The sequence below is a fragment of the Bacillus sp. SKDU12 genome (assembly GCF_010093085.1).
GTDB lineage: Bacteria > Bacillota > Bacilli > Bacillales > Bacillaceae > Bacillus > Bacillus mexicanus.
Window position 1 is genome coordinate 260,130 of sequence record NZ_MSRC01000006.1, and the last position, 23,240, is coordinate 283,369.

Annotated in this window: 26 protein-coding genes and 1 tRNA gene; 5 read left to right on the top strand and 22 right to left on the bottom strand. The window is 42.7% G+C overall.

The window, feature by feature from the left end:
* Nucleotides 1-429 precede the first annotated feature (429 nt).
* Nucleotides 430-633, top strand: coding sequence for a cold shock-like protein CspB (gene cspB, locus BTW01_RS06170; protein ID WP_087993721.1), 204 nt, complete (start codon nucleotides 430-432; stop codon nucleotides 631-633).
* An 89-nt stretch (nucleotides 634-722) separates the two neighbouring features.
* Here the strand turns inward: cspB and BTW01_RS06175 are convergent, their stop codons facing one another.
* The 15 genes from BTW01_RS06175 to queG all read right to left on the bottom strand — a co-directional run bounded on the left by BTW01_RS06175 (nucleotide 723) and on the right by queG (nucleotide 14,846).
* Nucleotides 723-1,664 (bottom strand): ABC transporter permease, encoded by a 942-nt coding sequence (locus BTW01_RS06175; RefSeq protein WP_162102145.1) that lies wholly within the window; start codon nucleotides 1,662-1,664, stop codon nucleotides 723-725.
* A complete protein-coding gene (locus BTW01_RS06180; RefSeq protein ID WP_162102146.1) occupies nucleotides 1,657-2,574 on the bottom strand; it encodes an ABC transporter ATP-binding protein in 918 nt (305 codons plus the stop codon). The genes BTW01_RS06175 and BTW01_RS06180 overlap by 8 nt, the downstream gene beginning before the upstream one ends.
* Before the next feature lie 12 nt (nucleotides 2,575-2,586).
* Nucleotides 2,587-3,285, bottom strand: coding sequence for an ABC transporter ATP-binding protein (locus BTW01_RS06185; protein ID WP_162102147.1), 699 nt, complete (start codon nucleotides 3,283-3,285; stop codon nucleotides 2,587-2,589).
* 1 nt (nucleotide 3,286) lies between these two features.
* Entirely contained in the window at nucleotides 3,287-3,652 is a 366-nt protein-coding gene (locus BTW01_RS06190; protein ID WP_162102148.1) for a GntR family transcriptional regulator, read from the bottom strand.
* 2 nt (nucleotides 3,653-3,654) lie between these two features.
* Nucleotides 3,655-4,416 (bottom strand): hypothetical protein, encoded by a 762-nt coding sequence (locus BTW01_RS06195; RefSeq protein ID WP_162102149.1) that lies wholly within the window; start codon nucleotides 4,414-4,416, stop codon nucleotides 3,655-3,657.
* A gap of 155 nt (nucleotides 4,417-4,571) precedes the next feature.
* On the bottom strand, nucleotides 4,572-4,946 hold the full coding sequence (locus BTW01_RS06200) for a hypothetical protein (protein WP_162102150.1): 375 nt from the start codon (nucleotides 4,944-4,946) through the stop codon (nucleotides 4,572-4,574).
* Nucleotides 4,947-4,958: 12 nt separating this feature from the next.
* Nucleotides 4,959-5,489 carry an NAD(P)H-dependent oxidoreductase gene (locus tag BTW01_RS06205; protein WP_162102151.1) on the bottom strand — a complete coding sequence of 177 codons (531 nt, stop codon included), beginning with the start codon at nucleotides 5,487-5,489 and terminating at the stop codon, nucleotides 4,959-4,961.
* A gap of 22 nt (nucleotides 5,490-5,511) precedes the next feature.
* Complete coding sequence (locus BTW01_RS06210) at nucleotides 5,512-7,116, bottom strand: MFS transporter (RefSeq protein WP_162102152.1); 1,605 nt, start codon at nucleotides 7,114-7,116, stop codon at nucleotides 5,512-5,514.
* A 40-nt stretch (nucleotides 7,117-7,156) separates the two neighbouring features.
* The gene (locus BTW01_RS06215; protein ID WP_162102153.1) at nucleotides 7,157-7,822 is read right to left on the bottom strand and encodes an HlyD family secretion protein; all 666 of its coding nucleotides are present in this window, start codon (nucleotides 7,820-7,822) and stop codon (nucleotides 7,157-7,159) included.
* Nucleotides 7,823-7,857: 35 nt separating this feature from the next.
* The gene (locus BTW01_RS06220) at nucleotides 7,858-8,322 is read right to left on the bottom strand and encodes a MarR family transcriptional regulator (RefSeq protein ID WP_162102154.1); all 465 of its coding nucleotides are present in this window, start codon (nucleotides 8,320-8,322) and stop codon (nucleotides 7,858-7,860) included.
* Between the two features lie 157 nt (nucleotides 8,323-8,479).
* The gene (gene yhbH / locus BTW01_RS06225) at nucleotides 8,480-9,658 is read right to left on the bottom strand and encodes a sporulation protein YhbH (protein WP_162102155.1); all 1,179 of its coding nucleotides are present in this window, start codon (nucleotides 9,656-9,658) and stop codon (nucleotides 8,480-8,482) included.
* Nucleotides 9,659-9,837: 179 nt separating this feature from the next.
* Nucleotides 9,838-11,733 (bottom strand): serine/threonine protein kinase PrkA, encoded by a 1,896-nt coding sequence (gene prkA / locus BTW01_RS06230; protein WP_162102156.1) that lies wholly within the window; start codon nucleotides 11,731-11,733, stop codon nucleotides 9,838-9,840.
* A gap of 432 nt (nucleotides 11,734-12,165) precedes the next feature.
* Nucleotides 12,166-12,648 carry a tRNA (uridine(34)/cytosine(34)/5-carboxymethylaminomethyluridine(34)-2'-O)-methyltransferase TrmL gene (gene trmL, locus BTW01_RS06235; RefSeq protein WP_162102157.1) on the bottom strand — a complete coding sequence of 161 codons (483 nt, stop codon included), beginning with the start codon at nucleotides 12,646-12,648 and terminating at the stop codon, nucleotides 12,166-12,168.
* Nucleotides 12,649-12,685: 37 nt separating this feature from the next.
* Nucleotides 12,686-13,618, bottom strand: a complete 933-nt coding sequence (locus BTW01_RS06240) for an amidase domain-containing protein (RefSeq protein ID WP_162102158.1) — start codon at nucleotides 13,616-13,618, stop codon at nucleotides 12,686-12,688.
* A gap of 67 nt (nucleotides 13,619-13,685) precedes the next feature.
* Nucleotides 13,686-14,846, bottom strand: coding sequence for a tRNA epoxyqueuosine(34) reductase QueG (queG, locus tag BTW01_RS06245; protein WP_162102159.1), 1,161 nt, complete (start codon nucleotides 14,844-14,846; stop codon nucleotides 13,686-13,688).
* 82 nt (nucleotides 14,847-14,928) lie between these two features.
* Here queG and BTW01_RS06250 point away from each other — a divergent pair, with 82 nt between their 5' ends.
* On the top strand, nucleotides 14,929-15,552 hold the full coding sequence (locus tag BTW01_RS06250) for a B3/4 domain-containing protein (protein WP_162102160.1): 624 nt from the start codon (nucleotides 14,929-14,931) through the stop codon (nucleotides 15,550-15,552).
* Between the two features lie 90 nt (nucleotides 15,553-15,642).
* Here BTW01_RS06250 and BTW01_RS06255 read toward each other — a convergent pair.
* Nucleotides 15,643-15,716, bottom strand: a tRNA-Gly gene (locus tag BTW01_RS06255).
* A gap of 193 nt (nucleotides 15,717-15,909) precedes the next feature.
* Between BTW01_RS06255 and BTW01_RS06260 the strand changes: the two genes are divergently transcribed.
* Both BTW01_RS06260 and BTW01_RS06265 read left to right on the top strand, forming a co-directional pair.
* Nucleotides 15,910-16,110 carry a helix-turn-helix transcriptional regulator gene (locus BTW01_RS06260; protein ID WP_162102187.1) on the top strand — a complete coding sequence of 67 codons (201 nt, stop codon included), beginning with the start codon at nucleotides 15,910-15,912 and terminating at the stop codon, nucleotides 16,108-16,110.
* 1 nt (nucleotide 16,111) lies between these two features.
* A complete protein-coding gene (locus BTW01_RS06265; protein ID WP_162102161.1) occupies nucleotides 16,112-16,585 on the top strand; it encodes a hypothetical protein in 474 nt (157 codons plus the stop codon).
* 17 nt (nucleotides 16,586-16,602) lie between these two features.
* On the opposite strand, the gene rpsN is transcribed toward BTW01_RS06265, so the two are convergent.
* The 6 genes from rpsN to BTW01_RS06295 all read right to left on the bottom strand — a co-directional run bounded on the left by rpsN (nucleotide 16,603) and on the right by BTW01_RS06295 (nucleotide 21,362).
* Nucleotides 16,603-16,872 (bottom strand): 30S ribosomal protein S14, encoded by a 270-nt coding sequence (gene rpsN / locus BTW01_RS06270; RefSeq protein ID WP_162102162.1) that lies wholly within the window; start codon nucleotides 16,870-16,872, stop codon nucleotides 16,603-16,605.
* A gap of 87 nt (nucleotides 16,873-16,959) precedes the next feature.
* A complete protein-coding gene (locus BTW01_RS06275; RefSeq protein ID WP_162102188.1) occupies nucleotides 16,960-17,496 on the bottom strand; it encodes a hypothetical protein in 537 nt (178 codons plus the stop codon).
* A 96-nt stretch (nucleotides 17,497-17,592) separates the two neighbouring features.
* Nucleotides 17,593-18,729 carry an FMNH2-dependent alkanesulfonate monooxygenase gene (gene ssuD / locus BTW01_RS06280; RefSeq protein ID WP_162102163.1) on the bottom strand — a complete coding sequence of 379 codons (1,137 nt, stop codon included), beginning with the start codon at nucleotides 18,727-18,729 and terminating at the stop codon, nucleotides 17,593-17,595.
* Nucleotides 18,730-18,752: 23 nt separating this feature from the next.
* Nucleotides 18,753-19,583: an ABC transporter permease gene (locus BTW01_RS06285; protein ID WP_162102164.1), complete on the bottom strand. Its 831-nt coding sequence runs from the start codon at nucleotides 19,581-19,583 to the stop codon at nucleotides 18,753-18,755.
* Nucleotides 19,580-20,578 carry an aliphatic sulfonate ABC transporter substrate-binding protein gene (locus tag BTW01_RS06290; RefSeq protein ID WP_162102165.1) on the bottom strand — a complete coding sequence of 333 codons (999 nt, stop codon included), beginning with the start codon at nucleotides 20,576-20,578 and terminating at the stop codon, nucleotides 19,580-19,582. The genes BTW01_RS06285 and BTW01_RS06290 overlap by 4 nt, the downstream gene beginning before the upstream one ends.
* A gap of 16 nt (nucleotides 20,579-20,594) precedes the next feature.
* Entirely contained in the window at nucleotides 20,595-21,362 is a 768-nt protein-coding gene (locus BTW01_RS06295) for an ABC transporter ATP-binding protein (RefSeq protein WP_162102166.1), read from the bottom strand.
* Nucleotides 21,363-21,766: 404 nt separating this feature from the next.
* On the opposite strand from BTW01_RS06295, the gene katA reads away from it, so the two are divergent.
* Nucleotides 21,767-23,218, top strand: a complete 1,452-nt coding sequence (gene katA, locus BTW01_RS06300; RefSeq protein WP_162102167.1) for a catalase KatA — start codon at nucleotides 21,767-21,769, stop codon at nucleotides 23,216-23,218.
* Nucleotides 23,219-23,240 lie beyond the last annotated feature (22 nt).

Here is a 23,240-nt window from a genome sequence, read left to right on the forward strand (position 1 = left end):
ACTCCTATCTTTATATTAGAGCATGCAAGGAATATCTGACATAAAAATCATACGCTCTCGTTATTTAAACGATGTCATTTGTCATACATATTGGTTAACTTTCACCTTACGCATATTCAATAAGGTTGTCAATTCTTATGACATTGTTTTTCCAAAAAGAAGGAATATCACAGGCAAACGTATGATCACATATCGAGAAAACAGATGAGTTTTCATAAATAAATATCAAATTGAAAAATAAATATGGGATTTTCCGAAAAAGTTTCATTTAGCTGTTGTTTTTTTAAAAGATTACTGGTAGAGTAAAGGTAATTATTTTTGTTCGAACTATCTTTAAGAAGAAAGTTTTGTAAGAGTTTTCGTCTTGGAAGTTTGTTAAGAGCAAGAATAGTGAATTTAAGCGTTATGATCGCTTTAGGAGGAAATTTCATGTTAGAAGGTAAAGTAAAATGGTTCAACTCTGAAAAAGGTTTCGGATTCATCGAAGTAGAAGGTCAAGACGATGTATTCGTTCATTTCTCTGCTATTCAAGGCGAAGGCTTCAAAACTTTAGAAGAAGGCCAAACTGTTTCTTTCGAAATCGTTGAAGGAAACCGTGGACCACAAGCTGCTAACGTTACTAAAGAAGCGTAAGCATAAATTGATATGAAAAACTGCAGGTGCAAACCTGCAGTTTTTATTTTGTTAAAAAAGCTGTTTTGCTTATGCAAAACAGCTTTTTATCAGTTGGCAATATCTCGTTTCATGAAGCTGCCGAAAGCGAGCAATAAGAAGGCAATGAAATAAATCACCAGCATAACAATAGAGAACGTCATCGTCATTCCGTTTATTAATGGCGTGCCATCCACATACTGAGATAAATCTACATTAGCAAATAAAATATACTTTGCCCAATCGAATTTCGTTGCAATAAATGCAGTGGCTGTCGTGCCAGCTACCAGCAAAAAGATCGAAAATCCTACTGCAAGAGAGCTGTTTCTGAATACAGCGGACAGCATAAACGCCATCGTCGCTACCATTAAAGCATCGACAGATTCAGATAGATACGTTGTCGCCAGATGCCCCACCATGCTTTGCTCAAAGACTTGGCCATCCTTATAGAATAAATGAATATTAGCGCCAGCGTCACCACCTGTTCCGAAAAAGATCAATCCTAATAAAGCAGAACCCGCAAATAAAATGAACAGCAATAAGAACCCAAACACGAGAACTGTTATATATTTAGATAGCAAAATCTGAAAACGGCTGAGCGGGCGAATCATTAACAGCTTAATGGTTCCCCAATTGAATTCGTTTGCGACGATTCCGGCTGCGATAATAATCGTAAACAGACCGGTTAGAATTGTAAATCCTGCTGAATCCGCTACATAAGACCATACAGTATATCCTGTGTCGTTAGGAATGTTATGCTCAATGCGATAGTTGTTGAGTGTAATGATTTCTTCAGATCCATCTTTCAATGAAGGATCTTCTTTTATTTCTTTTTTCAATGCAGCATTTTCCGCTTGAAGTGTTTCTTTCCATTTCGGATTTGTTTCATGGGGTGAAAAATGGTTTGTTAAGAATGCCCAGCCAATCATAGTCAACGCTAGAATCCCGATCATCACCCATGTTCCAACCCGGCTGAAAATTTTGATCCATTCATTATAAATCAAATTAAACATGTTGAACCTCCTCTTTTGTTTCACCAGTCATTTCCAAGAAACGGTCCTCTAATGATTTTGTCAATACTTTGACCTCATAAATGCTGATTTGCTGCATGACCAGCAGTTCAACGACCGCAGGAACTTCGTCTTTAGACAGCTTAACTTCCACACCGTTTGTCTTTTTAACCAAATCATATTCCTTTAGAACAGAAGCAGCTTCACTCGGCTGCTCAACGCGGATGAAATATGTATCTTTTCCATCAGCGTCATCATCTTTTACATTTTGAATGTCGATAAGCTTTCCTTTTTGCAGAATGGCAATTCGGTCACACATCAGTTCCATTTCCGACAACAGATGACTTGATACAATGACAGCCATTCCTTTTTCTCTCGTCAGTTTCTTTAAATGATCTCTGATTTCTCTAATACCCGCAGGATCAAGGCCATTTGTTGGTTCATCCAGTATCAGCACCTTCGGATCGTGAAGAAGGCATTGCGCCAAGCCGAGACGCTGTCTCATTCCGAGAGAATAGGTTTTCACCTTGTCATGAATTTTGTCTGTTAAACCGACCAGTTCAACGACTTCATCAATTTTTTCCTTTGTGACGCCCTTGACCATTCTTGCATATTGCTGGAGATTTTTATATCCGCTCAAAAATTTATACAGCTCTGGATTCTCTACAATAGCCCCAATATGCTTAATCGCCTTGGCATGCTCTTTCGTAATTGATTTGCCGCAAATGAGCACATCACCTTTTGATAGTTTCATTAATCCGACCATCATTCTGATGGTTGTCGTTTTCCCCGCTCCGTTCGGCCCCAAAAAACCGAATACTTCACCTTCACGTATCGTAAAGCTCAGATGGTCAATGATCGTTCGGCCTTTAATATTCTTTGTTACATTTTTCAATTCCAATACTGTTTTCATCGAATGCCTCCTCTAGCAAACTTCCATTTTTGATTTAAACCATTGTAAAACAGACATGCCTTCCTGCTCACGAATATCCTCTACTTCACGCTGTGCAACTTTTTTTCCATTTGCGACTACGATGACCTCATCTAGCAGTGTTTCAATTTCATCAATCTCATGTGTCGCGATCACAACTATTTGCTGTTCAAAATCTATGTATGATACCAGGCTGTTTACGATGGAATCCCTAACCATCGGATCAAGCCCTGAGAAAGGTTCATCAAGCAAGATAACAGGTGCCCTTCTTGCTAAAGCAAGGACGATTTTCAGCCTTCCCCGATTTCCTTTTGATAGCTTTTTGATCTTTTTTTTCGGATCAAGCTGCATCTCATTTAATAGCTTATAGGCTTGTTCAGTTTGAAAATCAGGAAATTGCGACTGATAAAAATCCACCATTTCTTTTACATTGAAATCTGGATAAAACATATCAAGCTCTGTCAGATAAGCCGTTTGACGAACCATATCTCTCGTAACCGCTTTTCCATCCGCTTTCACAAATCCAGAAGTCGGGAAGAGAAGACCAGCCATCATTTTTAAGGTCGTTGACTTGCCGCTGCCATTAGATCCGACAAGACCATAAATCCGTCCGGATGTCAACGTGATTGACATATCGTCGACGGCGGCGTGTCGGCCGTATTTTTTTGATACATGTTCTAAGTTGATTTCCATTTTAGCTCCCTTCAGTGAATGCTTTAATCCTTTCTACCATTTCTTCTTTCGTTAGCCCCAGCTCTGTCATTTGCTTTACAAAGCCTTCCAGCACTTCCCTTGTCAGCCTGTCTTTTAGCTCATCTACGATTTCTGCTTTCTCTGCAATAAATGTGCCTTGCCCTCTTCTCGTCTCCACAATACCCAGCCTTTCCATCTCACTGTATGTTCTTTGAATTGTATTGGGATTTACCTTGGTTTGAATCGCCATTTCTCTTACAGAAGGAAGCTTATCTCCCGGGATCAGCTCCTTCCTGACCAGCCGATAAAAGATCTGGTCGGCGATCTGCAAATAAATCGGTTTTGAGGATTGGAAACGATTGTCCATATTCACACCTCTACTTTACGATCAAGCAGTTTTGAAGCCATGATAAGCAGCAAAACCGTGATGACAATGACAATAGGAAATCCTAACAAAGACAGATGTATCGGTTTTAATTCCAATCTCCAAACATCGCGGAAGTGAAAATTAAAATCACAATAGACAGTTACAGGCCAGAAATGCTTTTGGGATTCCATTAAAGGGCTTATGATATATTCATCGAAAAAGTACCACACTGCGATCAACAGCCCCATCGCACCCCACCGGATTCCGCGCCAATTCCTAAGAGAGTGAAAAACAGTCCACAGCACAATAACGGTGACTGACGTATATAACGAGGAAATAACCCCATATATATTCAGCAAAACTACTGTGCTTGTTAAATCAGTTTGATGCTCCAGCAGATGATTTACAGAAAGCATATGAAAAATCCATATACCGTAAGCTGTTAATGCTAATTGAATCAGAAGTTGACAGATCAAAGCTGCTGCCACTTTAGAAGTAAAGAGTAAAAAACCTCCGTTTGGATTGTACAGCCAAAGTTGTGATTTCCCTTCTTTACGAAGATGGTAAAACACAAAAACAGGAGATAAGAAAAGCAGAAAAAAAGAAACTGCAGCAAAGAAACCAAAAATAATAAGAGGTTCATTCATGCGAGAAGCCATGATATGGCCTGTCACCAATATAAAAACGATTCCGCATATCCACGCCAGCAGCCATATTCTTGAAAGTTTTATATCTTTTTTTAGCAAACCTAAAAAAGAAGTCATGTCCCTTTGCCTCCCAGAAACTCCCTCGGTGTATGAGTAACATAGTACACTAGATCATAACAAAATACAACATATCCCATGGATTTATTTGATAAAAAACCATATAAACAGCAAAAAAGGCAAATCCGTCATGAATAACGAATTTGCCTTTTTGATTACTTATTCTTATTTTTCAAGGAAAGCAGCGCATTACGATAGCCGCTGTCCTGCATTTTGTCACTATCTTCTGTGACCTCTTCTTCTGGCTGATCTTCATCAGTATGGGTAAACTTTTGCAGCGCCTGCCTGTAAATATCATCACCCATTGAAGCCCGTTTCTCTTTTGGAGATTCGTTTTTTTCGACGGATGGCGTATGCTCGGCAGCCCTTGCTTCAGCGGGGTATTGCGCTTCGTTTTTTTCCTCTTCTGGAGGTGCGATTCTTTCGGTTGGCTCTCGCTTCTCGGGTTCTGGAGAAGCGTTGCGGACGTTAAATGTAATAAGGGCCGCAATGACAATGACAGCAGCAATGATTGCTATAATAATGGCCATTTCAACCTCTCCTTACTGTCCTGCTGTTAGGTTTCCTGTGACTTGGCTGACGCGTCTTCCTAAGGCGCGTCCAAGCTGAATACCTTCCTCAGACATTAACTCATCACTGTCAACCGGACAAGTGACGCCCGCTCCGTAGTAAGAGCCGTACAGCGCGTTTTCAGGCACATTTCCAGGCAGGCCGACAACGATCATACCTTGGTGGAACATTGGCGTGATTAAGTTGTGCATTGTCATTTCCAAGCCGCCGTGTGTTGTTGCCGTCGTGCAGAAAACAGCGCCGACTTTGTTGATCAGCTCGCCTTCAGCCCACAGGTAGCCAAGTCTGTCGATCCAAGCTTTAAGACCGGAGCTGATGGTTCCGAAATGCCCTGGGCATCCCCAAATAATCGCATCCATATCTTTCAGCTTGCGGATATCTGCCTGATCGACATGGTCGATCAATACCTCAGCCGCTTCGTTTTCGCTCGCGCCCTCAGCAATCGCTTCTGCAAGAGCCTTTGTATGTTCACCTTCACTGTCATACACTACATAAATTTTCATGCAGGAAACCTCCTTATACAGATTAAGATTCCTTCACTTCTTTAGGAGCCGGAAGCAATGAAAGCTCCTCTTTTTTCTTTTTCTCCGCACGCGCTTTATCTTTTCTGACATCACGCAGGAATAGAGCCAGAATCAAGCCAAACACACAGAATATAGTTGCCCACATAAAGGCATCATTAATCCCCATCACGTTTGAATCAAGTGACGCATGTTTGTAAAGATGAGAGAAAACATACGTTTTCGCTGTGTCATAAGACATGTTCATATTCACCATTAAATTCGTAACTGCATTTTGAAATGCATGGAGGAAGTTCGGGTCCGCCGTGCTTGTTTTATCTGCAATTTGTGAATAATGGAGCGTCGTACGGTTTGTATAAATTGTCGTAATTAAACTTGTACCGATTGATCCGCTGATTTGGCGAAGCGTGTTGCTCATCGCCGTACCGTGACTGTTCAGGCGGGCAGGAAGCTGGTTCATACCCGCTGTCATAACCGGCATCATTAAGAGTGACATACCGAATGCACGGACTGAATAGATCAGCATGATCAATGTATATGGTGTATCAATCGTTAATTGCGTATATTGATATGTTGTCACCACTGTCACGAGAAGCCCGATAATCGCAAGCGGTCTCGGACCGAATTTATCAAACAAAATACCGGAGATCGGTGACATGATCAGCATGACGATCGCACCCGGAAGCAGAAGCAAACCAGATTGAAGCGCCGTAAATCCGACCAGGTTTTGAAGATAAATCGGTAACAGGAACATCCCAGTGTATAGTGCTACAGTAATAACGATGTTAATGACACTTGAAAGTGAGAAAATGTCGTATTTAAACACTCTGAAATCAAGCATCGGATCATCATGACGCAATTGCTGAATAACAAAGGCAACAATCGCAATAACACCTATCACAACTGTGGACAAGACAATCGGATCAGTCCAGCCGTCAGAACCAGCCTCACTGACTCCGTATAATAAGGAGGCGAATCCGACAATCGAAAGAATCGCTCCAAGCATATCGAGTTTGATTTTTTGCGGCTCCACCATATTTTTAAAGATAAAGAAAGCCACGATAATAACGATTGCGCCGACCGGCACAAGTCCGTAAAACATGATGCGCCATGTGTAATGCTCAATGATCCATCCGGAAAGGGTTGGTCCGACCGCCGGAGCAAACATCATCGCAAGTCCGAAGATCCCCATTCCTTTCCCCCTGCTTTCAGGCGGGAAGATTAACAGAATGGTTGTCATAACGAGCGGCTGCAAGATTCCTCCGCCTATAGCCTGAATCAAACGGCCGACCAGCATTGTAGAGAAGTTAGGTGCGATACCGCAGACTAACGTACCGAGTGTAAAACAGAACATGGCAACGAGGAAAAGACTCCGTTGGCCAAAACGCGTAATCAGGAAGGCCGATAACGGAATCAAAACGCCGTTAACAAGCATGTAACCTGTTGTGAGCCACTGAATCGTCGTTGCACTTACGCCAAATTCAGTCATTAAGTGCGGCATTGCGACGTTAAGCAGCGTTTGGTTTAGTATTGCCAAAAACAAACCCGCCATTAGCACAATCAGCAATGACTTAGGGCTTTTTGTATTATTTTCTTTGCCTGTAGCCATCTAAGACAACCTCCTTTCATGGTGTGATGACTGACCTGTTTTACTCAGAAATTTTAACAGTTGCATTCATACCAGGAAGCACTTTGTCAGATGGGTTTTTGATTGAAATTTTCACTGGAACTTTTTGCGTTACTTTTGTGTAGTTTCCGCTTGAATTAGAAGATGGAAGCATATCAAAAGTAGAATTTGTCGCATAGCCAATTTCTTCTACTGTACCGTCAATTGTTGCACCTGGGTCTCCATCAACTACTACGTCTACACTATTTCCAACTTCAATATCCTTAAGATCTGTTTCTTTAATATTTGCTGTAATGTATAAGTGATCCATGTCAATCGTTTGAGCAAGTGTTGTACCCGCTTGTACGGTTTGTCCATTTTTCACTTCGTTTTTGACAATTTTTCCATCCATGATGGATTTTACGTCAGCAGATTGTTCACCTTTGATTTTTGCTACTGTGTCGCCTTTTTTGACTGTTTTTCCTTCTTCAAGATTCCAGTCAGATACTTTACCTGCTGCTGGAGCTGTAATAGCAGCCATATCACCAGCTACTTTCGCTTCATCTGTTTTTACAAAGCTTGTGCTTTGATAATAGTAATAAGCACCTCCGCCTATAATTGCAAGAACAACAATCAAACCGATAATGTTGGTCAGAATTAAACGTCCTCTGTTCATTTTGTTTTCTCCTTTCGTTTCATCCTCTATCATTTTGTGGAAATCTGGTGAAAATATGTGGGAAGTTTTTAATTACCGCTTTTTTCTGAACAGCCTTCAGCAAGCTTTGTTAAACTTCCGGCAAGCTTGCGCAAATACTGCAGCTGGGATGTGTCAAGTTTCTGATACAGGCCCGCACCCATTTTTGCATACTGTACAGCGGCTTTTTCTATCAGTTCTTCCCCTTCTTCGGTTAACTGAATCATAACGATACGGCGGTCATCCGGACTGTCATATCGATTCATCAAATGGCGCTTATACAAAATATCTGTCATACGCGTCACAGAAGCAGGCTTAAGATCAAGCGATAACGCCAGCTTGCTAAGCGGGGTGCTTCCGCTTTGATGAATTTTAAACATCAGCAAATATTGAAGGACTGTAATATCAAAAGGCTCAAGCACAATCTCCAATATCTTCTTCTGTTTTTTGTAAATCGCCCGAGACGTATCGAAGAGCTGTTCAAAAGTGAGCAAAGCACGTTCTGATTCAGTCAACTCCTTTCACCTCATTCCTCAATAATAGTTCACAAGATAAAATATTAATAAATGAAAGAAGATTTGTCAAAGGAAAAATATCTTTTTTTCTCTTATTTTTTTTGCAACCGTTTTCGTGCTTTTATTAAATAAAAAAAAGCCCTCGAAACAGGCTTTTTTACGAAAATTGATGACTTACGCCAGACTCTTCATTTCTGAAAAAGTTCTTCAGCGCTCGAAAAACATCAGACTTTTGTTTTAAAATACAGTACTTAAATTTCTCGTCTTTCACATTTTTATAAGCAGACATTAATGTTGAATGCCTGTTGTACTGATTAACTTCGCCATAGCAGAAAAGATTGGCTTTCTTCATAATATCATTGACCAGCTTCACACAGCGCGCGTTATCAGATGTCAGGTTGTCACCATCAGAAAAATGAAATGGATAAATATTATAATGGGCGGGATTGTACTTTTCGTCAATAAGCTCAAGTGACTTCCGATATACGGAAGAACAGATGGTTCCGCCGCTTTCTCCCTTTGAGAAGAAGTCCTCCTCCGACACAACCTTTGCTTCTGTGTGATGGGCAATAAATTCAATTTCTACCGTCTCATACTTCGTCCGCAAAAAACGGGTCATCCAGAAAAAGAAGCTTCTCGCCATGTATTTTTCCCAAACACCCATACTGCCGCTTGTATCCATCATTGCTAAGACAACAGCTTTTGACTCAGGCTTTGTTATATCGTTCCACGTTTTATATTTCAGGTCCTCCGGGTAAATTGGATAGAATGAAGGCTTCCCTGTCATGGCATTTCGTTTAAAGGCTGACATCATCGTTCTTTTCTTATCAATATTACCGGTTAACCCTGTTTTACGGATATCATTAAACTCGATATCTGTATGAATGATATGATCCCGCTCTTTTTGCTTGAGATTCGGAAGCTCTAATTCCTTAAAAAGCGCTTCTTCTAAATCCATTAATGAAACTTCTGCTTCATAATAATCTTCGCCTGCCTGATCACCCGCGCCCTGCCCTTTTCCGGATCCCTGTTTTTTGTCCGCTCCATCCCGGGCCACAACATCTCCAACCTTGCTGTCACCTTCTCCTTGCCCTACATGTTTATTCTTATCATAGTTATAACGGATTTTATACTCATCCAGTGAACGAATTGGGATCTTCACTACGTCTTTTCCATTAGACATTATAATGCTTTCCTCAGTCACGAGATCCGGAAGATTGTTTTTAATCGCTTCCTGCACTTTTTTCTGATGGCGCTGCTGGTCATCGAAACCTTTGCGATGGAGGGACCAGTTTTCCTCAGAAATCAAAAAATGGCCGCTGTCATTTTGGGACATGAATTCCCCTCCTTAACCATTTGTGGTCGTGATACATACGTATTCCAGCTTGTGCCGGATTATGAAACAAGTCTTTCGAAAAGATTTATATTTATCATATGCATAAAAGGAAGGTTAATTGACGAACTATTTAGAAAACGGGACAAAATAACCCGCCCTATTCGGACGGGTCTTGTTGCTTATCGATTCAGCAGACTGCCGACATATTTCAGCAACTCATTGGCGCTCGTCGAGTTGTAGCCGTGTTCATCAATTAAACGAGCCACGACTTCATTGACCTTTTTCAGCTGCTGTTCATCCGGCGTTTTTGTTGACGTCGTAATTTTAACGACATCCTTCAGATCGGCAAACAGCTTTTTCTGAATGGCTTCACGCAGTCTTTCATGAGAATTGTAATCAAACCGCTTACCTTTTCTCGCATAAGCCGAGATGCGGATTAATATTTCTTCGCGGAATGCTTTTTTGGCATTTTCCGAAATGCCGATCTGCTCTTCGATTGATCTCATCAGCTTTTCATCAGGGTTCATTTCTTCTCCCGTCAAAGGATCACGAAGCTTATTTTTATTGCAATAGGCCTCTACGTTATCGAGGTAATTGTCCATTAGTGTTTTAGCTGATTCTTCATACGAATACACAAATGCTTTTTGAACTTCCTTTTTCGCAATGTCGTCATATTCCTTGCGGGCGGCAGAAATAAAATTCAAATACCGCTCCTTGTCTTCACTTGAAATCGAAGGATGCTGATCAAGACCTTCTTTTAAGGAGCGGAGAACATCAAGGGAATTAATCGATTCCATATTTTTTCTGATAATTGTGGAAGAAATCCGGTTGATCACATACCGCGGATCAATGCCGCTCATGCCTTCATCATGAAATTCTTTTTTCATATCTTCAACGTCGACAGAATTATACCCTTCCACACTTTCTCCATCATACAGTCTCATTTTCTTGACCAGATCAATATCCGACCGCTTCGGTTCTTTTAATCGGGTAAGGATTGAGAACATCGCAGCGACCTTCAGCGTATGCGGGGCAATATGAACATCTGACACATCGCTCTCCGCTATCATTTTTTCATAAATCCTCTCTTCCTCAGACACTTTTACATTATAAGGAACTGGCATCACAATGATTCTTGAATGCAGTGCTTCGTTCTTTTTATTAGAAATAAATGAGCGATACTCCGTTTCATTCGTGTGAGCCACGATCAGCTCATCAGCAGAAATTAACGCAAATCGCCCCGCTTTAAAATTTCCTTCCTGTGTCAATGAAAGCAAATGCCAGAGAAATTTCTCATCACATTTCAGCATCTCCTGAAATTCCATCATCCCGCGGTTCGCTTTATTGAGCTCGCCATCAAAACGGTATGCACGCGGATCAGATTCTGATCCGTATTCGGCGATTGTTGAGAAATCAATACTTCCCGTCAAATCGGCAATATCCTGAGATTTCGGATCAGACGGGCTGAATGTTCCAATTCCCGTACGTTTATCTTCCGAAAAGAAAATGCGCTCGACCTTTACATCCTCAATTCTTCCTTCGTATTCTTCCTCAAGCCTCATGACATTTAACGGAGAAAGACTTCCCTCTATTCTTATTCCATATTCTCTGTAAAAGTCATCTCGTAAATGATGGGGAATTAAATGTAGAGGATCCTCGTGCATCGGGCAGCCTTTAATCGCATATACAGCGCCATTGTCCGTCAAAGTGTAGGCTTCAAGACCTTTTTTGAGCATTGTGACCAATGTGGATTTACCGCCGCTGACAGGACCCATCAGCAACAAAATCCGCTTTCTGACATCAAGCCGTTTCGCGGCCGGATGAAAATACTCTTCCACAAGACGCTCCAGGGATTCCTCCAGTCCGAACAGCTCGCGGTCAAAAAAGCTGTATTTCTTCCGTCCGTCAATCTCCTCTATCCCGCTGTCTTTTATCATATTAAAAACACGAGAATGAGCAGATTGCGCGACCATCGGATTTTCTTTAATGATCTCCAAATAATCGGCGAAAGTTCCTTCCCATTTCAGCCGCTGCTCTTCCTCTCTGTACTGTTCAATTTTTTTCAATATATCCATAAGGACCTCCTCCATCATGTTTGATGCGCTATGCAAATAAGGTGCTTTACTTACAATCTATGCCGCCATCTCGTGATACATGCTCTGGTTTCTTAAAAAGAAAGATCCTATACGGCGTTGACAAGGCGGACTGCGACCGTTCATAATGAAGAAAAATACAAAATCATCCAGACTCGGACAGCACGGAAAAATTGAAGAGGGGGAGAGACGGTGAAAACAATCATCATGATGGGGGTCATTGTCACTTTTTTAGTATCGATTTTTACCGCAGGATACGAAAGCAAGCCGGGGAAAGAATAAAAAAAGTGCTCCTGATAAGAACGCCCTACAGGTTGTGGACAAATTCCTAAACGGTTTTCATTTCAGGATAGGGAACAAAACATCTTTCATAGCGCAAAAAAATCCGCCCATCATTATGAGCGGATTTTTTCACTATTTTAAATCACGGTAATTTTGCTGGCGCAGCGCTTCATAAACGAGGATCGCCGCAGTGTTGGACAGGTTTAACGACCTAACGTGCTCTGTCATCGGAAGACGCAGGCAGCGGTCCATGTTATTTTGAATTAAATCCTTTGGCAAACCGCTTGTTTCTCTTCCGAACACGAAGAAATAATCCTCGTCAAGATTAGTGTAATCAAACGATGTATGAGGCTGCTGGCCGAATTTCGTGATAAAGAAAAATTGGCCTTTTTGATATTCCTCAAACAATTCTTCTAACGAATCATGATAAACAACGTTAACAAACTCCCAATAATCGAGTCCGGCACGCTTGAGCATTTTATCATCCGTCGAAAAGCCGAGCGGACGAATCAAGTGGAGCGTTGTATTAGTTGCTGCACAAGTACGTGCAATATTCCCTGTATTGGCGGGAATTTCTGGTTGATATAAAACGACATGTAATGCCACAATGTTCACCTCTATTTTTCTTATCCGCCCATCATTATATCATTAATTACTCTTTTGTCGTATCATCAACGATATGAAAAAAGGCATATCGTATTGACGGCGTGTATGCCGTGGAATCCTCGTATGACCAATACCTCATCCGGCTGTCATAGGACTGGGCGTTGACAAGCGGCATATTGCCTTTGTCCTTCGCCACAACGATCGTTGTATGATTAAACCGCCCGTCTCCTTCAAAGTCATAGCAAATCACATCGCCAGGCATCAGCGCTTCCGCAGATTTCACCCGAACCGCACGCAGGCCGGCCTTCGAATTCGCCAGATACATTTTCATAGAATGAGCTACCGTCCAGCTGTAACTCCATGAACTTTGTTTCATCCACCAGCCTGATCCCCTGTTCGGATGGCCGCGCATCGGTGCGCTGCCTGCATGAAGACACTGGGAAATAAAATTGGTGCAATTATCGCTGAAATTTTTATAAGCCGAATTTCGCTTGTTCCAATAATTCTCGGCATATTGAACAGCGCCGAGACGGTCGTATTGAAAGGCTCTGCCAAATGCTTCTCTGTCCTCTTGAGAATAGTCAATAATACTAGTCTCCTCATGAAACCCAGCCTGCTTTTTGGCAATTTCCTGATCACTAATCAAAATATGATCATAAAGGAGAGCCATCCGCTCCTCTATGTGCTCTTCCATATACAAGCTGGCGTCCTGATGCTCCTTGCATACGTACTCATAATGGATGGTATATGTCAGGCATGTCGTCCCGTCATCCTCAACCCGCACATGACTGACGACGGCCTTTGCTTTCGCTTTTACGATGTCAACTTTTCGTTTTTCCAAAAGCTTCTTCTTTCGCTCCATCACTTCAAGGTCTCCCACGTCAGACTCCTGTCTCATAGCATGCCCGTTAACCAGATAGCTCAGCCGCTCCTCTGCCAGTTGTTCTAAAATGTGCTTCACGTTCACCCCACCCGCCATACTTTTTTATAGAGAAAAAACACTTGGATCCATCTCAAGTGTTTTTTCCTTCTGTTCTATACATATGTCAGGACAGGCCTTGTTTAGTCATGCCTGAAGCTTTTAGCAGCTCAATTCCTTTTTCAATTTCCAGCTTCGCCTCTTCATCTTTCTCATTTTCCAGCGCTTTTTCAAGCTCTTCCGCGTATGCATGGTCTCCGATTTTGCCAACCGCCCATGCAGCTGTTCCTCTAATGACAGGACGCGGGTCCTTATGCATCAGTTCTGCCAGTTCAGGCAATGCGGAAGCATCCTTAAAATGGGCAAGGGCGAGAATCGCGTTTCGCTGAATCGGTTTCTTTCCGCGCCAAGAACCTGAGACATGTCCGAATTTCTCTTTAAACTCACGATTGCTGATGGTTAAGAGCGGTTTCAATAATGGTTTGGCTATTTCGGGATCAGGCTCCATTTCCTGATGAAAGTGAAAGTCCTTCCCTTTGTTGAGAGGACATACCGTTTGACACGTATCACACCCGTACAAGCGGTTTCCGATCTTTGTACGGAATTCATCAGGCAAAAATCCTTTCGTCTGTGTCAGAAAAGAGATGCAGCGCTGCGCATTCAGCTGCCCCGGGTTCACAAGGGCTCCTGTCGGGCAGGCGTCGAGACATTTCGTGCAGGAGCCGCACATATCTTCAATCGGCACATCAGGCTCAAAAGGGATATTTGTGATCAATTCCGCCAAATACACATAAGAACCGTACTCAGGCGTTGTAATCATACAGTTTTTCGCACTGAATCCGATGCCGGCCCGCTCTGCAACGGCCCGATCAGACAGCTCGCCAGTATCAACCATAGACTTTGTTCTAATATCCTCATGTTTGCTTTTCAGAAATTCCTCAAGCAGATCAAGCTTTTTCCTTAGCACATCGTGATAGTCCTTTCCCCAGGAGGCTCTGCAAAATATGCCCCTGCGCTCAGTTCTCGTGCTTCGTGGCGCATCCTTCATTTTGGAGGGATACGCGAGAGCAATCGCCACAATTGATTTCGCTTTCGGCAAAAGCAGCTGCGGCGTCACCCTTTTCTCAATATCAGGCTCTTCAAAGCCAGAGAGATAGCCGAGTGATTCTTGAAGAATCAAACGGTCTTTTAAACTGTCAAAAGTATCAGCAGTCGTAAAACCAATCTTGTCCACGCCAATGCTTTTTGCGTATTCAATTAATTCTTTTTGAAGCTGATGAACGTTCATGTTTTGCGCAGCCTCCTTTCTTTGTGATAAAACGATACAGCGTATATAATAGGTTGATATCCCTTTACTGGAGTGAATACTAGTGAATATCAAACTTGATTCTGCTATTACTGAACGTGCAGCCGGCTTACATGCTGCGGCTGTTATTTATGAAAATATCGAAGTCGGCGCCTCTCCGCAAATGCTGAAAGGCAGGCTCCGCTTATTTCAAGAATCGCTGTTTTTCGATTACGCAGACGGCGGAATATCCGATGAACCCTTCGTCAAGGAATGGCGGAAGCTCTTTAAACAGCTTAACCCTTCTTTTGAGGAAGAAACAACCCCAATGGAGGACATGCTCATCCCGATATCCAAAGAGCAATTCATGGAAAGCAAGGATTCCGCTCATGACACCATTGATTTTTTCGCATTAAAATATTCTTTACCCATTATGATTTATGATGCCGGAAGTCTTCACGAGCCAATCCGCATTTCATTGGGAGAAAAAGAAAACATACTGCTTTTCTCTGACGAAAACGGCACATTTGGCGACTTAAAAAACAGCGTCACTCGCTACCCCGTTTCAAACGAGACCAGAAACATGCTGCAGCTCATTTTTTTCCCGCCATCCATTGAAAAAAACAGCGCTGTTAAACTTTTATCATCATTAACGAAAATGTTTGAACAAATTCACGGCGGCACCCATACAGTACATTGGCTTACGTAAAAGAACACGCATGACGTGTTCTTTTTTACATAAAAAAACGCAATACTTCGTTTATCTGAGAAACGAAACACTGCGTTAATAACGTATGTATGGAGCGGGTGATGAGAATCGAACTCACGACATCAGCTTGGAAGGCTGAGGTTTTACCACTAAACTACACCCGCATTTGTATTTGTAGTCAACAGTACCGCTTTGACTTGTTTAATCTTACACGTTTATTAATTTTTCGTCAAGGGAATATGAAAATTTTGTCGAAAAAAAGTTGTCTTTTCGTAAATTTGTTAAGTTTCATTTACATAATGTTAAGTATACTATACAATATAATCAATCGAGAATGTGAAGGGGACAGACGTCATGATGAAAAATAAAGTAAAAGAACTGAGGGCGCGTTTGGGCTATTCTCAGGAAAAACTCGGAGAAACAGTCGGCGTCACAAGACAAACGGTGGCAGCAATTGAAAAAGGCGACTATGTTCCCTCACTTCTGTTAGCACTGAAAATCTGCAAAGCCTTCTCCATGAAAATGGAGGAAGTCTTTTGGTTAGAGGAGGAAAACTAAGATGAGCATGAAAACAAAAGCCGCATTTCAACTTGTTTTATTCGGCCTTGCTTGCTGGACACTGATCGGATACTTTGAAGCTTCAGAAGGCATTGCATCTTTTTTTCGTACAAAAAGCGGCGAGATGGTGTTTGAATTAAACCTCACACCCTTTATTCTGTTTGTTGCGGCGACTGCGTTTTATTTGTACCTACAGAAAAAAAGCCGCCCTGCAGCAAAACAGCTTCTTCTGCCTGATGAATTTGAAGAGCAGGATGAAAGAGAGCAAATGATAACGGCAAAAGCATGCCGCGCATCATATATTGCCGTCTACTTCTCACTGCCTGCCGCAGCGGTTCTTCTTATTTTTTATCCGCTTTTTCAATCTCGTATTCCGTTTTTCCCGATTATAATTGTGTTTATCATTATGGTCATCCAGCACCTGTCCTATGTTATTTCCTTTAAGAAAAACGAAAAAAACTCCGGCGCGCTATAATCGGCCGGAGTTTCTCCTTACCAGCTCGCTTTTTTCACACCGGGAATCTGACCTTTATGAGCCAGCTCCCTGAAAGCGATTCTGGACATTCTAAAATGTCTCATATATCCTCTCGGGCGCCCCGTTACCATGCAGCGATTGTGGAGTCTTCCCGGCGCTGAATCTCTTGGCAGCTTGTTTAATGCCTCGTAATCTCCTTTTTCTTTCAACTCGCGTCTAATAGCAGCGTATTGTGCAACCAGCTGTTGGCGTTTGAACTCTTTTGCCACTTTTGATTTTTTAGCCAAGACATATAGCCTCCTTTTGCAAATCAAAATAATTACGATTTAAAATGTATCATGCACGATTGTAAAAAGCAAGCATGCCGCCTGTTTCTAATGATGCAGTTCCACATAATACAGCAGCGCATCTTGATGCTTGATGAGCTCTTTTTTATGTTCAGATGTACGCATTGGCTCGTCAGTCCCTTTTATACTGCTGCCGATCAAAAACGGTTTTTCAAAAGCAATTGGTTCCGGTGCTGACATATTCTCAGTCATTTCCTGTGTTGCGCTATCGCTGCGCTTCACCGCTGAACTGGCCGATGTATTTTCCTGTTTACCTACAATACCAAAATGAATGATACAGTGTTTATTCTTTCCTTCTCCCTCTTCATTCTCAAAATAAACAAATTGTAATGTATCAGGTTTTTCCTCTGAATAATTTGCACTTACCGGACCAATCTTCTCAACAAGCTTTCCTTTTTGATAATGTTCGATATACATGTCAGCTGAAGAAATGTCTTGACTAATATTAATGACTTCAGCAGTAAATGCCTGTGCAGCTGCAACAGCCATTCTGTTTTTTTCATAATCTGATATGTCCGCCGTTTTGATTTCCATCTGCTTTGTATGTCCGCATGCTGACAGCACAGCTATCAAACAAATGACTGCTGCACTTCTTAATGATTTCAGAAAAACAGCCCCCTTTTTTTGAATATTATAACATGTTCAGGGAGCGTATTTTACTTAAACTGACGCATTTTTCTCTTTGACAAAATAAGTGTTCCCGACAGCTTCTCCCCTTTTGTTCTGAAGCTTTCTCGTCCGCTCATTTTCAAATGGCAATAGCGGAAACACAAGCTCTGCAAAATAATACGCTTCTTCTAAATGGGGATAGCCGGAGAAAATAAACGATTCTATGCCGAGTGCCTGGTATTCCGCTATCCGGTCGGCAATCGTCTGCGGATCACCGACAAGAGCTGTTCCTGCTCCGCCCCTGACCAGGCCGATCCCCGCCCATAAATTCGGGCTGATTTCAAGCTTTGTCCGATCGCCGTGATGAAGGACAGCCATCCGCTGTTGGCCTGAAGAATCGTAACGGCTCAAAGCTGACTGCGCTTTAGCAATCGTGTCATCATCTAAGTGGCTGATTAAGCGTTCAGCCGCTTCCCATGCCTCTTGCTCAGTTTCCCGGGCAATAACATGCAGCCTGATACCGAAACGAACCGTTCTCCCCTCTTTTTCCGCTTGTTTTTTGACTCTCTCAATCTTTTCTTTTACTTGTTCAGGCGGCTCCCCCCACGTCAAGTACACGTCTGTATGCTTGGCGGCTGTCTCGATCCCAGCCTGTGATGATCCTCCGAAATAGATGGGCGGATGCGGTGTTTGCTGCGGCGGAAAAAGCAGATTGCTGTTTTCCACTTTTATATGCTTTCCTTCATAGGTAACCGTTTCTCCCTGCAGAAGTCTCCGCCAAACGGTTAAAAATTCATCGGTTGCTTCATAACGTTCATCATGAGTGATAAACAGGCCATCACCTGCCAGCTCGTACGGATCGCCTCCTGCCACAACATTGATCAGCAGCCGACCGTCTGAAATGCGGTCTAAGGTCGATGTCATTCTGGCTGCCAGTGAAGGCTGCATTAAACCGGGTCTTACCGCGACTAAAAACTTTAAATCCTTTGTTTCACTGGCCAAAGCAGATGCTGTAAGCCACGGGTCCTCGCACGATCTTCCCGTCGGCAGAAGAACACCCGTATATCCTAGCCTGTCAGCCGCCTGCGCGACTTGTTTAAAGTAAAAATGATCCGCAGTTCGTCCATCACTTTCAGACCCTAAATATCTTGCGTCTCCATGAGTCGGTATAAACCAAAGAATGTCCAATTCCATCTCCCCCTTCACGTCTATTATCCTTCGTAACCATTTCTCCACTTTAATAACTTTCGTTCAAGCAGCCTGACAAAGGAATCTGTCAGCTTTCCAACCACCGCGAAAATGATAATCCCGGTAAACACTTTGTTCGTTTGTGAAAACTGTCTCGCATCCATGATCATGTAGCCGACTCCCGAGCTTGAACCCATCAGCTCTGCCACAACAAGCCCAAGCCACGCGATGCCGAGCGATAAACGAATGCCAAGCAATATATTCGGCAGGGCTGCCGGCAATATGACTTTAGAGATTTGCTGATGCCATTTAAATTCAAGCACCCGGGCAACCTCAAACAGCTTTGCATCACCCCCGCGGATACCGTTAAATGTATTGATGTAGACAGGAAAGAAAGCGCCGAGCGCAATCAGCAAAATTTTAGATATTTCATCAAAACCAAACCATAAAATAAACAGCGGCGTGACCGCCAGATGGGGAACGGTTCTAAGCATTTGCAATGACGGATCAAGATACAGCTCTATCCGTTTGGAAAATCCAGACAAAATACCGACGATCAAGCCAAGGCCCGCGCCAAACAAAAAACCAAGCGCCGCACGATAGACGCTGATTTGCAGATGGCCGAATAGCTCACCGGACAAAATAAGCTCCTTAAACGTCAGGAATATCGCAACGGGCGTAGGCAGCACTGTAGCGGATACCACTCCAAGCCCGCCAATGATCTGCCAAATAGCAATGATTACAGCAGGCAGCAACAGGCCCTTCATCCATCCATATTTCTCCTTTCCGAGCTTTTTTCGTACTGCTTTTGCATTCGTTTTCGTCAGCGTGCCTGCAGCCTCTGCTTTCATCATTGATCACCTCCTGAGGAATTTTCCTTTAAGGCTTTTTTAATAAATGTGTTATCCACAACCTTTTTCACATCGATCTTCTTGTCTATCGCCTTCGCTCGATATTGAAAATCTGCTGTCTCCTGCTGCGCTTTCACAATGTCGTCACTGATGACCTTATTCAAAGGCTCAGTATTCTTAAGCACATTTTTGACAACCTTTTTATCGAGATCTTTCATATTTGCATACAAGTCCGCCGCTTTATCCTGATGTTCCTTTTGCCACACAACAGCCTTCTGGAACACCTTCAGAAAACGGACCACTTCGTCTGGATGCTCTTCTGAAAACGCTGTTCTTACTAAGGTAAAACCCGGTGAATATAAATCTGTGCTTTCCCCGTTCACAAGGATTTTTGCTCCGTGTTTAATTGTTTCTAAAGACAAGTAGGGCTCCCAAATGGACCAAGCATCAACAGATCCATTTTCAAACGCAGAGGCCGCTTCATCAGGCTGTAGCTGAATGATCGTCACATCATGGGCTGACAATCCCACTTGATCAAGCGCTTTATACAGAAAGTCAAAACCGCTGCTGCCTTTGGCTACTGCAATTTTCTTCCCCTTTAAATCCGTGACGTCCTGAATGCCGCTGCTTTGATTGACAAGGATACCATTCGCTTTCAACCCATCCTGGGATAAACCGATTTCTTTAAAATCAATCCCTGCCGTCTGGCCTGCGATTACAGGTGAATTGCCGACTTGAGAAAAATCAAGTTTGTCTGCCGCAAGGCCTTCAAATTGCGGCGGACCGCTTTGAAACTCCACCCATTTTACCTTGATTCCTTCTTTTTCAAATGCATCCTCAAACCAGCCTTTCTCCTTCGCAATTAAAAGCGGGCTTAAGCTTTGCTGAATACCGATTCGAATTTCTTTCAATGGTTTGTTGTCACCGCTGGCTCCATTTACTCCGCAGCCTGCCAGCAGAAACAAAACGGCAATCAATGCAATGAGTCTTTTTTTCATTTCTGCTTCCGCCTTTCTATATTCCTGATCCTTCAGCGTACTCTAGTTCTTCTGTTTTCTCGAATTCCGATAACACTTTCTGCCTGATCGCTTGGAAATCCGGAGTCGTTCTGTTTCGCGGATACGCTAAAGAAATAGGCATCAGCTTATGGATGTTCCCTGGTTTCGCCTTAAGGATCGCTAGCTCATTTCCTAAATAAACAGATTCATCTATATCATGAGTGACGAGAATCATCGTTGTTTTTTTCCTCTGCCATATATCCAGCAGCACGTCCTGAAGGTGTTTTCTAGTAAAAGCGTCAAGCGCACCAAACGGTTCATCTAAAAGCAGCACTTCAGGATCCCTGATAAGGGCCCGGGCGATAGCGACTCTTTGTGACATGCCGCCGGACAGCTCGCGGGGATATGCTTTCTCAGATCCTTTCAATCTGACAATCTCGATCAGTTCATCTACCTTCTGTCTGACTTTTGGATCTTTCAAGTTCAAATCAGCAGCAATATTCTGCTCAACCGTCAGCCAAGGAAAGAGGCGGTGCTCCTGAAAAATAAATCCTTGCTGGATACCCGGAGCTGTTACGCTGCGCCCGTTAATGTCAACACTCCCGTCATAATCTGAATCAAGTCCTGCGATAATCTTTAACAGAGTGCTTTTCCCGCACCCGCTCGGTCCGATAACAGTTAGAAATTCACCTGGTGCAATTGATAATTGAATGTTTTTCAAGACCGTCGTCTTGCGCCCTTCTTGAGTAAATGCCTTTTCTTTGATGCTGATGGTCACAGCCACTTATATCCCTCTCTTTCTGCCAACCCCGCCTTCTAAAAAAACAAAAAGGCCCCCATCTCTGTTTAATAGAGATGAGAGCCTTCGGCGGTCCGATCAGCTGCCCATTTGTGTTTTGGTTTGAATAACATATTAATTCAAATTATTCCGATGTGTCAACTATTTTTTAAACGTTTTTTATTGTTCTTTTTTATCACTTACCCTTCTTTTTTCGCAAATAGAGAAGAAAAGAATCATTTCTCAAAAAACTAATCCTCTCTCATACACTTTTATACCAATGATTAATCAGCATTTTTAATACTTTTTATCGCTTAATAGATATAACTATTTTATAATAATTATAAAATAATATTGACTTTTTACTTAGAGATGATATTATGTTCTTATAAATTCCAAGAGGTGATCACATGAGTTCAAATAAACTGACAACTAGCTGGGGCGCTCCAGTTGGAGATAATCAAAATTCGCTGACTGCCGGTTCTCGCGGACCAACTTTAATTCAAGATGTACACTTACTTGAAAAATTAGCCCATTTCAATCGAGAACGTGTTCCAGAACGTGTTGTCCACGCCAAAGGCGCAGGCGCTCACGGATATTTTGAAGTGACAAACGATATCACAAAATACACGAAAGCCGCTTTCCTATCTGAAGTCGGCAAACGCACACCGTTGTTCGTCCGTTTCTCAACAGTTGCCGGTGAACTTGGCTCGGCTGACACAGTTCGCGATCCGCGCGGATTTTCTGTTAAATTTTATACTGAAGAAGGCAACTACGACATCGTCGGGAACAATACACCGGTATTTTTCATCCGCGATGCGATTAAGTTCCCTGATTTCATCCATACACAAAAAAGAGACCCAAAAACACACTTAAAAAACCCTACTGCTGTATGGGATTTCTGGTCCCTTTCACCAGAATCGCTGCACCAAGTGACAATCCTGATGTCTGACCGTGGAATTCCTGCGACACTTCGCCACATGCACGGCTTCGGAAGCCATACGTTTAAATGGACAAATGCAGAAGGCGAAGGCGTCTGGATTAAATATCACTTTAAAACAGAACAAGGCGTGAAAAACCTTGATGTCAATACGGCGGCAAAAATCGCCGGTGAAAACCCTGATTACCATACAGAAGACCTTTTCAATGCGATCGAAAATGGCGATTTCCCTGCATGGAAACTATATGTGCAAATCATGCCTTTAGAAGATGCAAATACGTATCGCTTCGACCCGTTTGATGTCACAAACGTGTGGTCTCAAAAAGACTATCCGCTAATCGAAGTCGGACGCATGGTGCTGGACAAAAATCCGGAAAATTACTTTGCAGAAGTTGAACAAGCGACATTCTCACCTGGAACGCTCGTGCCTGGTATTGATGTTTCTCCGGATAAAATGCTTCAAGGCCGGCTGTTTGCTTATCATGATGCGCATCGCTACCGTGTCGGCGCAAACCATCAAGCACTGCCAATCAACCGCGCACGCAACGTAGTGAACAATTATCAGCGTGACGGACAAATGCGCTTTGACAATAATGGCGGCGGATCTGTGTATTACGAGCCTAATAGCTTTGGAGGGCCGAAAGAATCACCTGAGGATAAACAAGCTGCATATCCAGTACAAGGAATTGCTGACAGCGTAAGCTATGACCATAACGACCACTACACACAAGCTGGTGACCTCTATCGTTTAATGAGCGAGGAAGAGCGTGCCCGTCTTGTTGAAAATATCGTTAACGCCATGAAGCCTGTAGAAAAAGAAGAAATCAAACTTCGCCAAATCGAACATTTCTACAAAGCAGATCCTGAATACGGAAAACGCGTGGCAGAAGGCCTTGGATTGCCGATTAAAAAAGACGCCTAATCAAAAAACTGCAAAAACCCGC

Bases quoted from the DNA above. Each gene is read 5' to 3' on its own strand.
- BTW01_RS06215 (WP_162102153.1), bottom strand. From the start codon at position 7,822: ATGATAGAGGATGAAACGAAAGGAGAAAACAAAATGAACAGAGGACGT.
- BTW01_RS06185 (WP_162102147.1), bottom strand. From the start codon at position 3,285: ATGGAAATCAACTTAGAACATGTATCAAAAAAATACGGCCGACACGCC.
- BTW01_RS06200 (WP_162102150.1), bottom strand. From the start codon at position 4,946: ATGGCCATTATTATAGCAATCATTGCTGCTGTCATTGTCATTGCGGCC.
- BTW01_RS06190 (WP_162102148.1), bottom strand. From the start codon at position 3,652: ATGGACAATCGTTTCCAATCCTCAAAACCGATTTATTTGCAGATCGCC.
- BTW01_RS06290 (WP_162102165.1), bottom strand. From the start codon at position 20,578: ATGAAAAAAAGACTCATTGCATTGATTGCCGTTTTGTTTCTGCTGGCA.
- BTW01_RS06195 (WP_162102149.1), bottom strand. From the start codon at position 4,416: ATGACTTCTTTTTTAGGTTTGCTAAAAAAAGATATAAAACTTTCAAGA.
- queG (WP_162102159.1), bottom strand. From the start codon at position 14,846: ATGAACGTTCATCAGCTTCAAAAAGAATTAATTGAATACGCAAAAAGC.
- yhbH (WP_162102155.1), bottom strand. From the start codon at position 9,658: ATGTCCCAAAATGACAGCGGCCATTTTTTGATTTCTGAGGAAAACTGG.
- BTW01_RS06210 (WP_162102152.1), bottom strand. From the start codon at position 7,116: ATGGCTACAGGCAAAGAAAATAATACAAAAAGCCCTAAGTCATTGCTG.
- katA (WP_162102167.1), top strand. From the start codon at position 21,767: ATGAGTTCAAATAAACTGACAACTAGCTGGGGCGCTCCAGTTGGAGAT.
- prkA (WP_162102156.1), bottom strand. From the start codon at position 11,733: ATGGATATATTGAAAAAAATTGAACAGTACAGAGAGGAAGAGCAGCGG.
- BTW01_RS06260 (WP_162102187.1), top strand. From the start codon at position 15,910: ATGAAAAATAAAGTAAAAGAACTGAGGGCGCGTTTGGGCTATTCTCAG.
- BTW01_RS06180 (WP_162102146.1), bottom strand. From the start codon at position 2,574: ATGAAAACAGTATTGGAATTGAAAAATGTAACAAAGAATATTAAAGGC.
- BTW01_RS06285 (WP_162102164.1), bottom strand. From the start codon at position 19,583: ATGATGAAAGCAGAGGCTGCAGGCACGCTGACGAAAACGAATGCAAAA.
- BTW01_RS06205 (WP_162102151.1), bottom strand. From the start codon at position 5,489: ATGAAAATTTATGTAGTGTATGACAGTGAAGGTGAACATACAAAGGCT.
- BTW01_RS06265 (WP_162102161.1), top strand. From the start codon at position 16,112: ATGAGCATGAAAACAAAAGCCGCATTTCAACTTGTTTTATTCGGCCTT.
- cspB (WP_087993721.1), top strand. From the start codon at position 430: ATGTTAGAAGGTAAAGTAAAATGGTTCAACTCTGAAAAAGGTTTCGGA.
- BTW01_RS06240 (WP_162102158.1), bottom strand. From the start codon at position 13,618: ATGGCGGGTGGGGTGAACGTGAAGCACATTTTAGAACAACTGGCAGAG.
- BTW01_RS06175 (WP_162102145.1), bottom strand. From the start codon at position 1,664: ATGTTTAATTTGATTTATAATGAATGGATCAAAATTTTCAGCCGGGTT.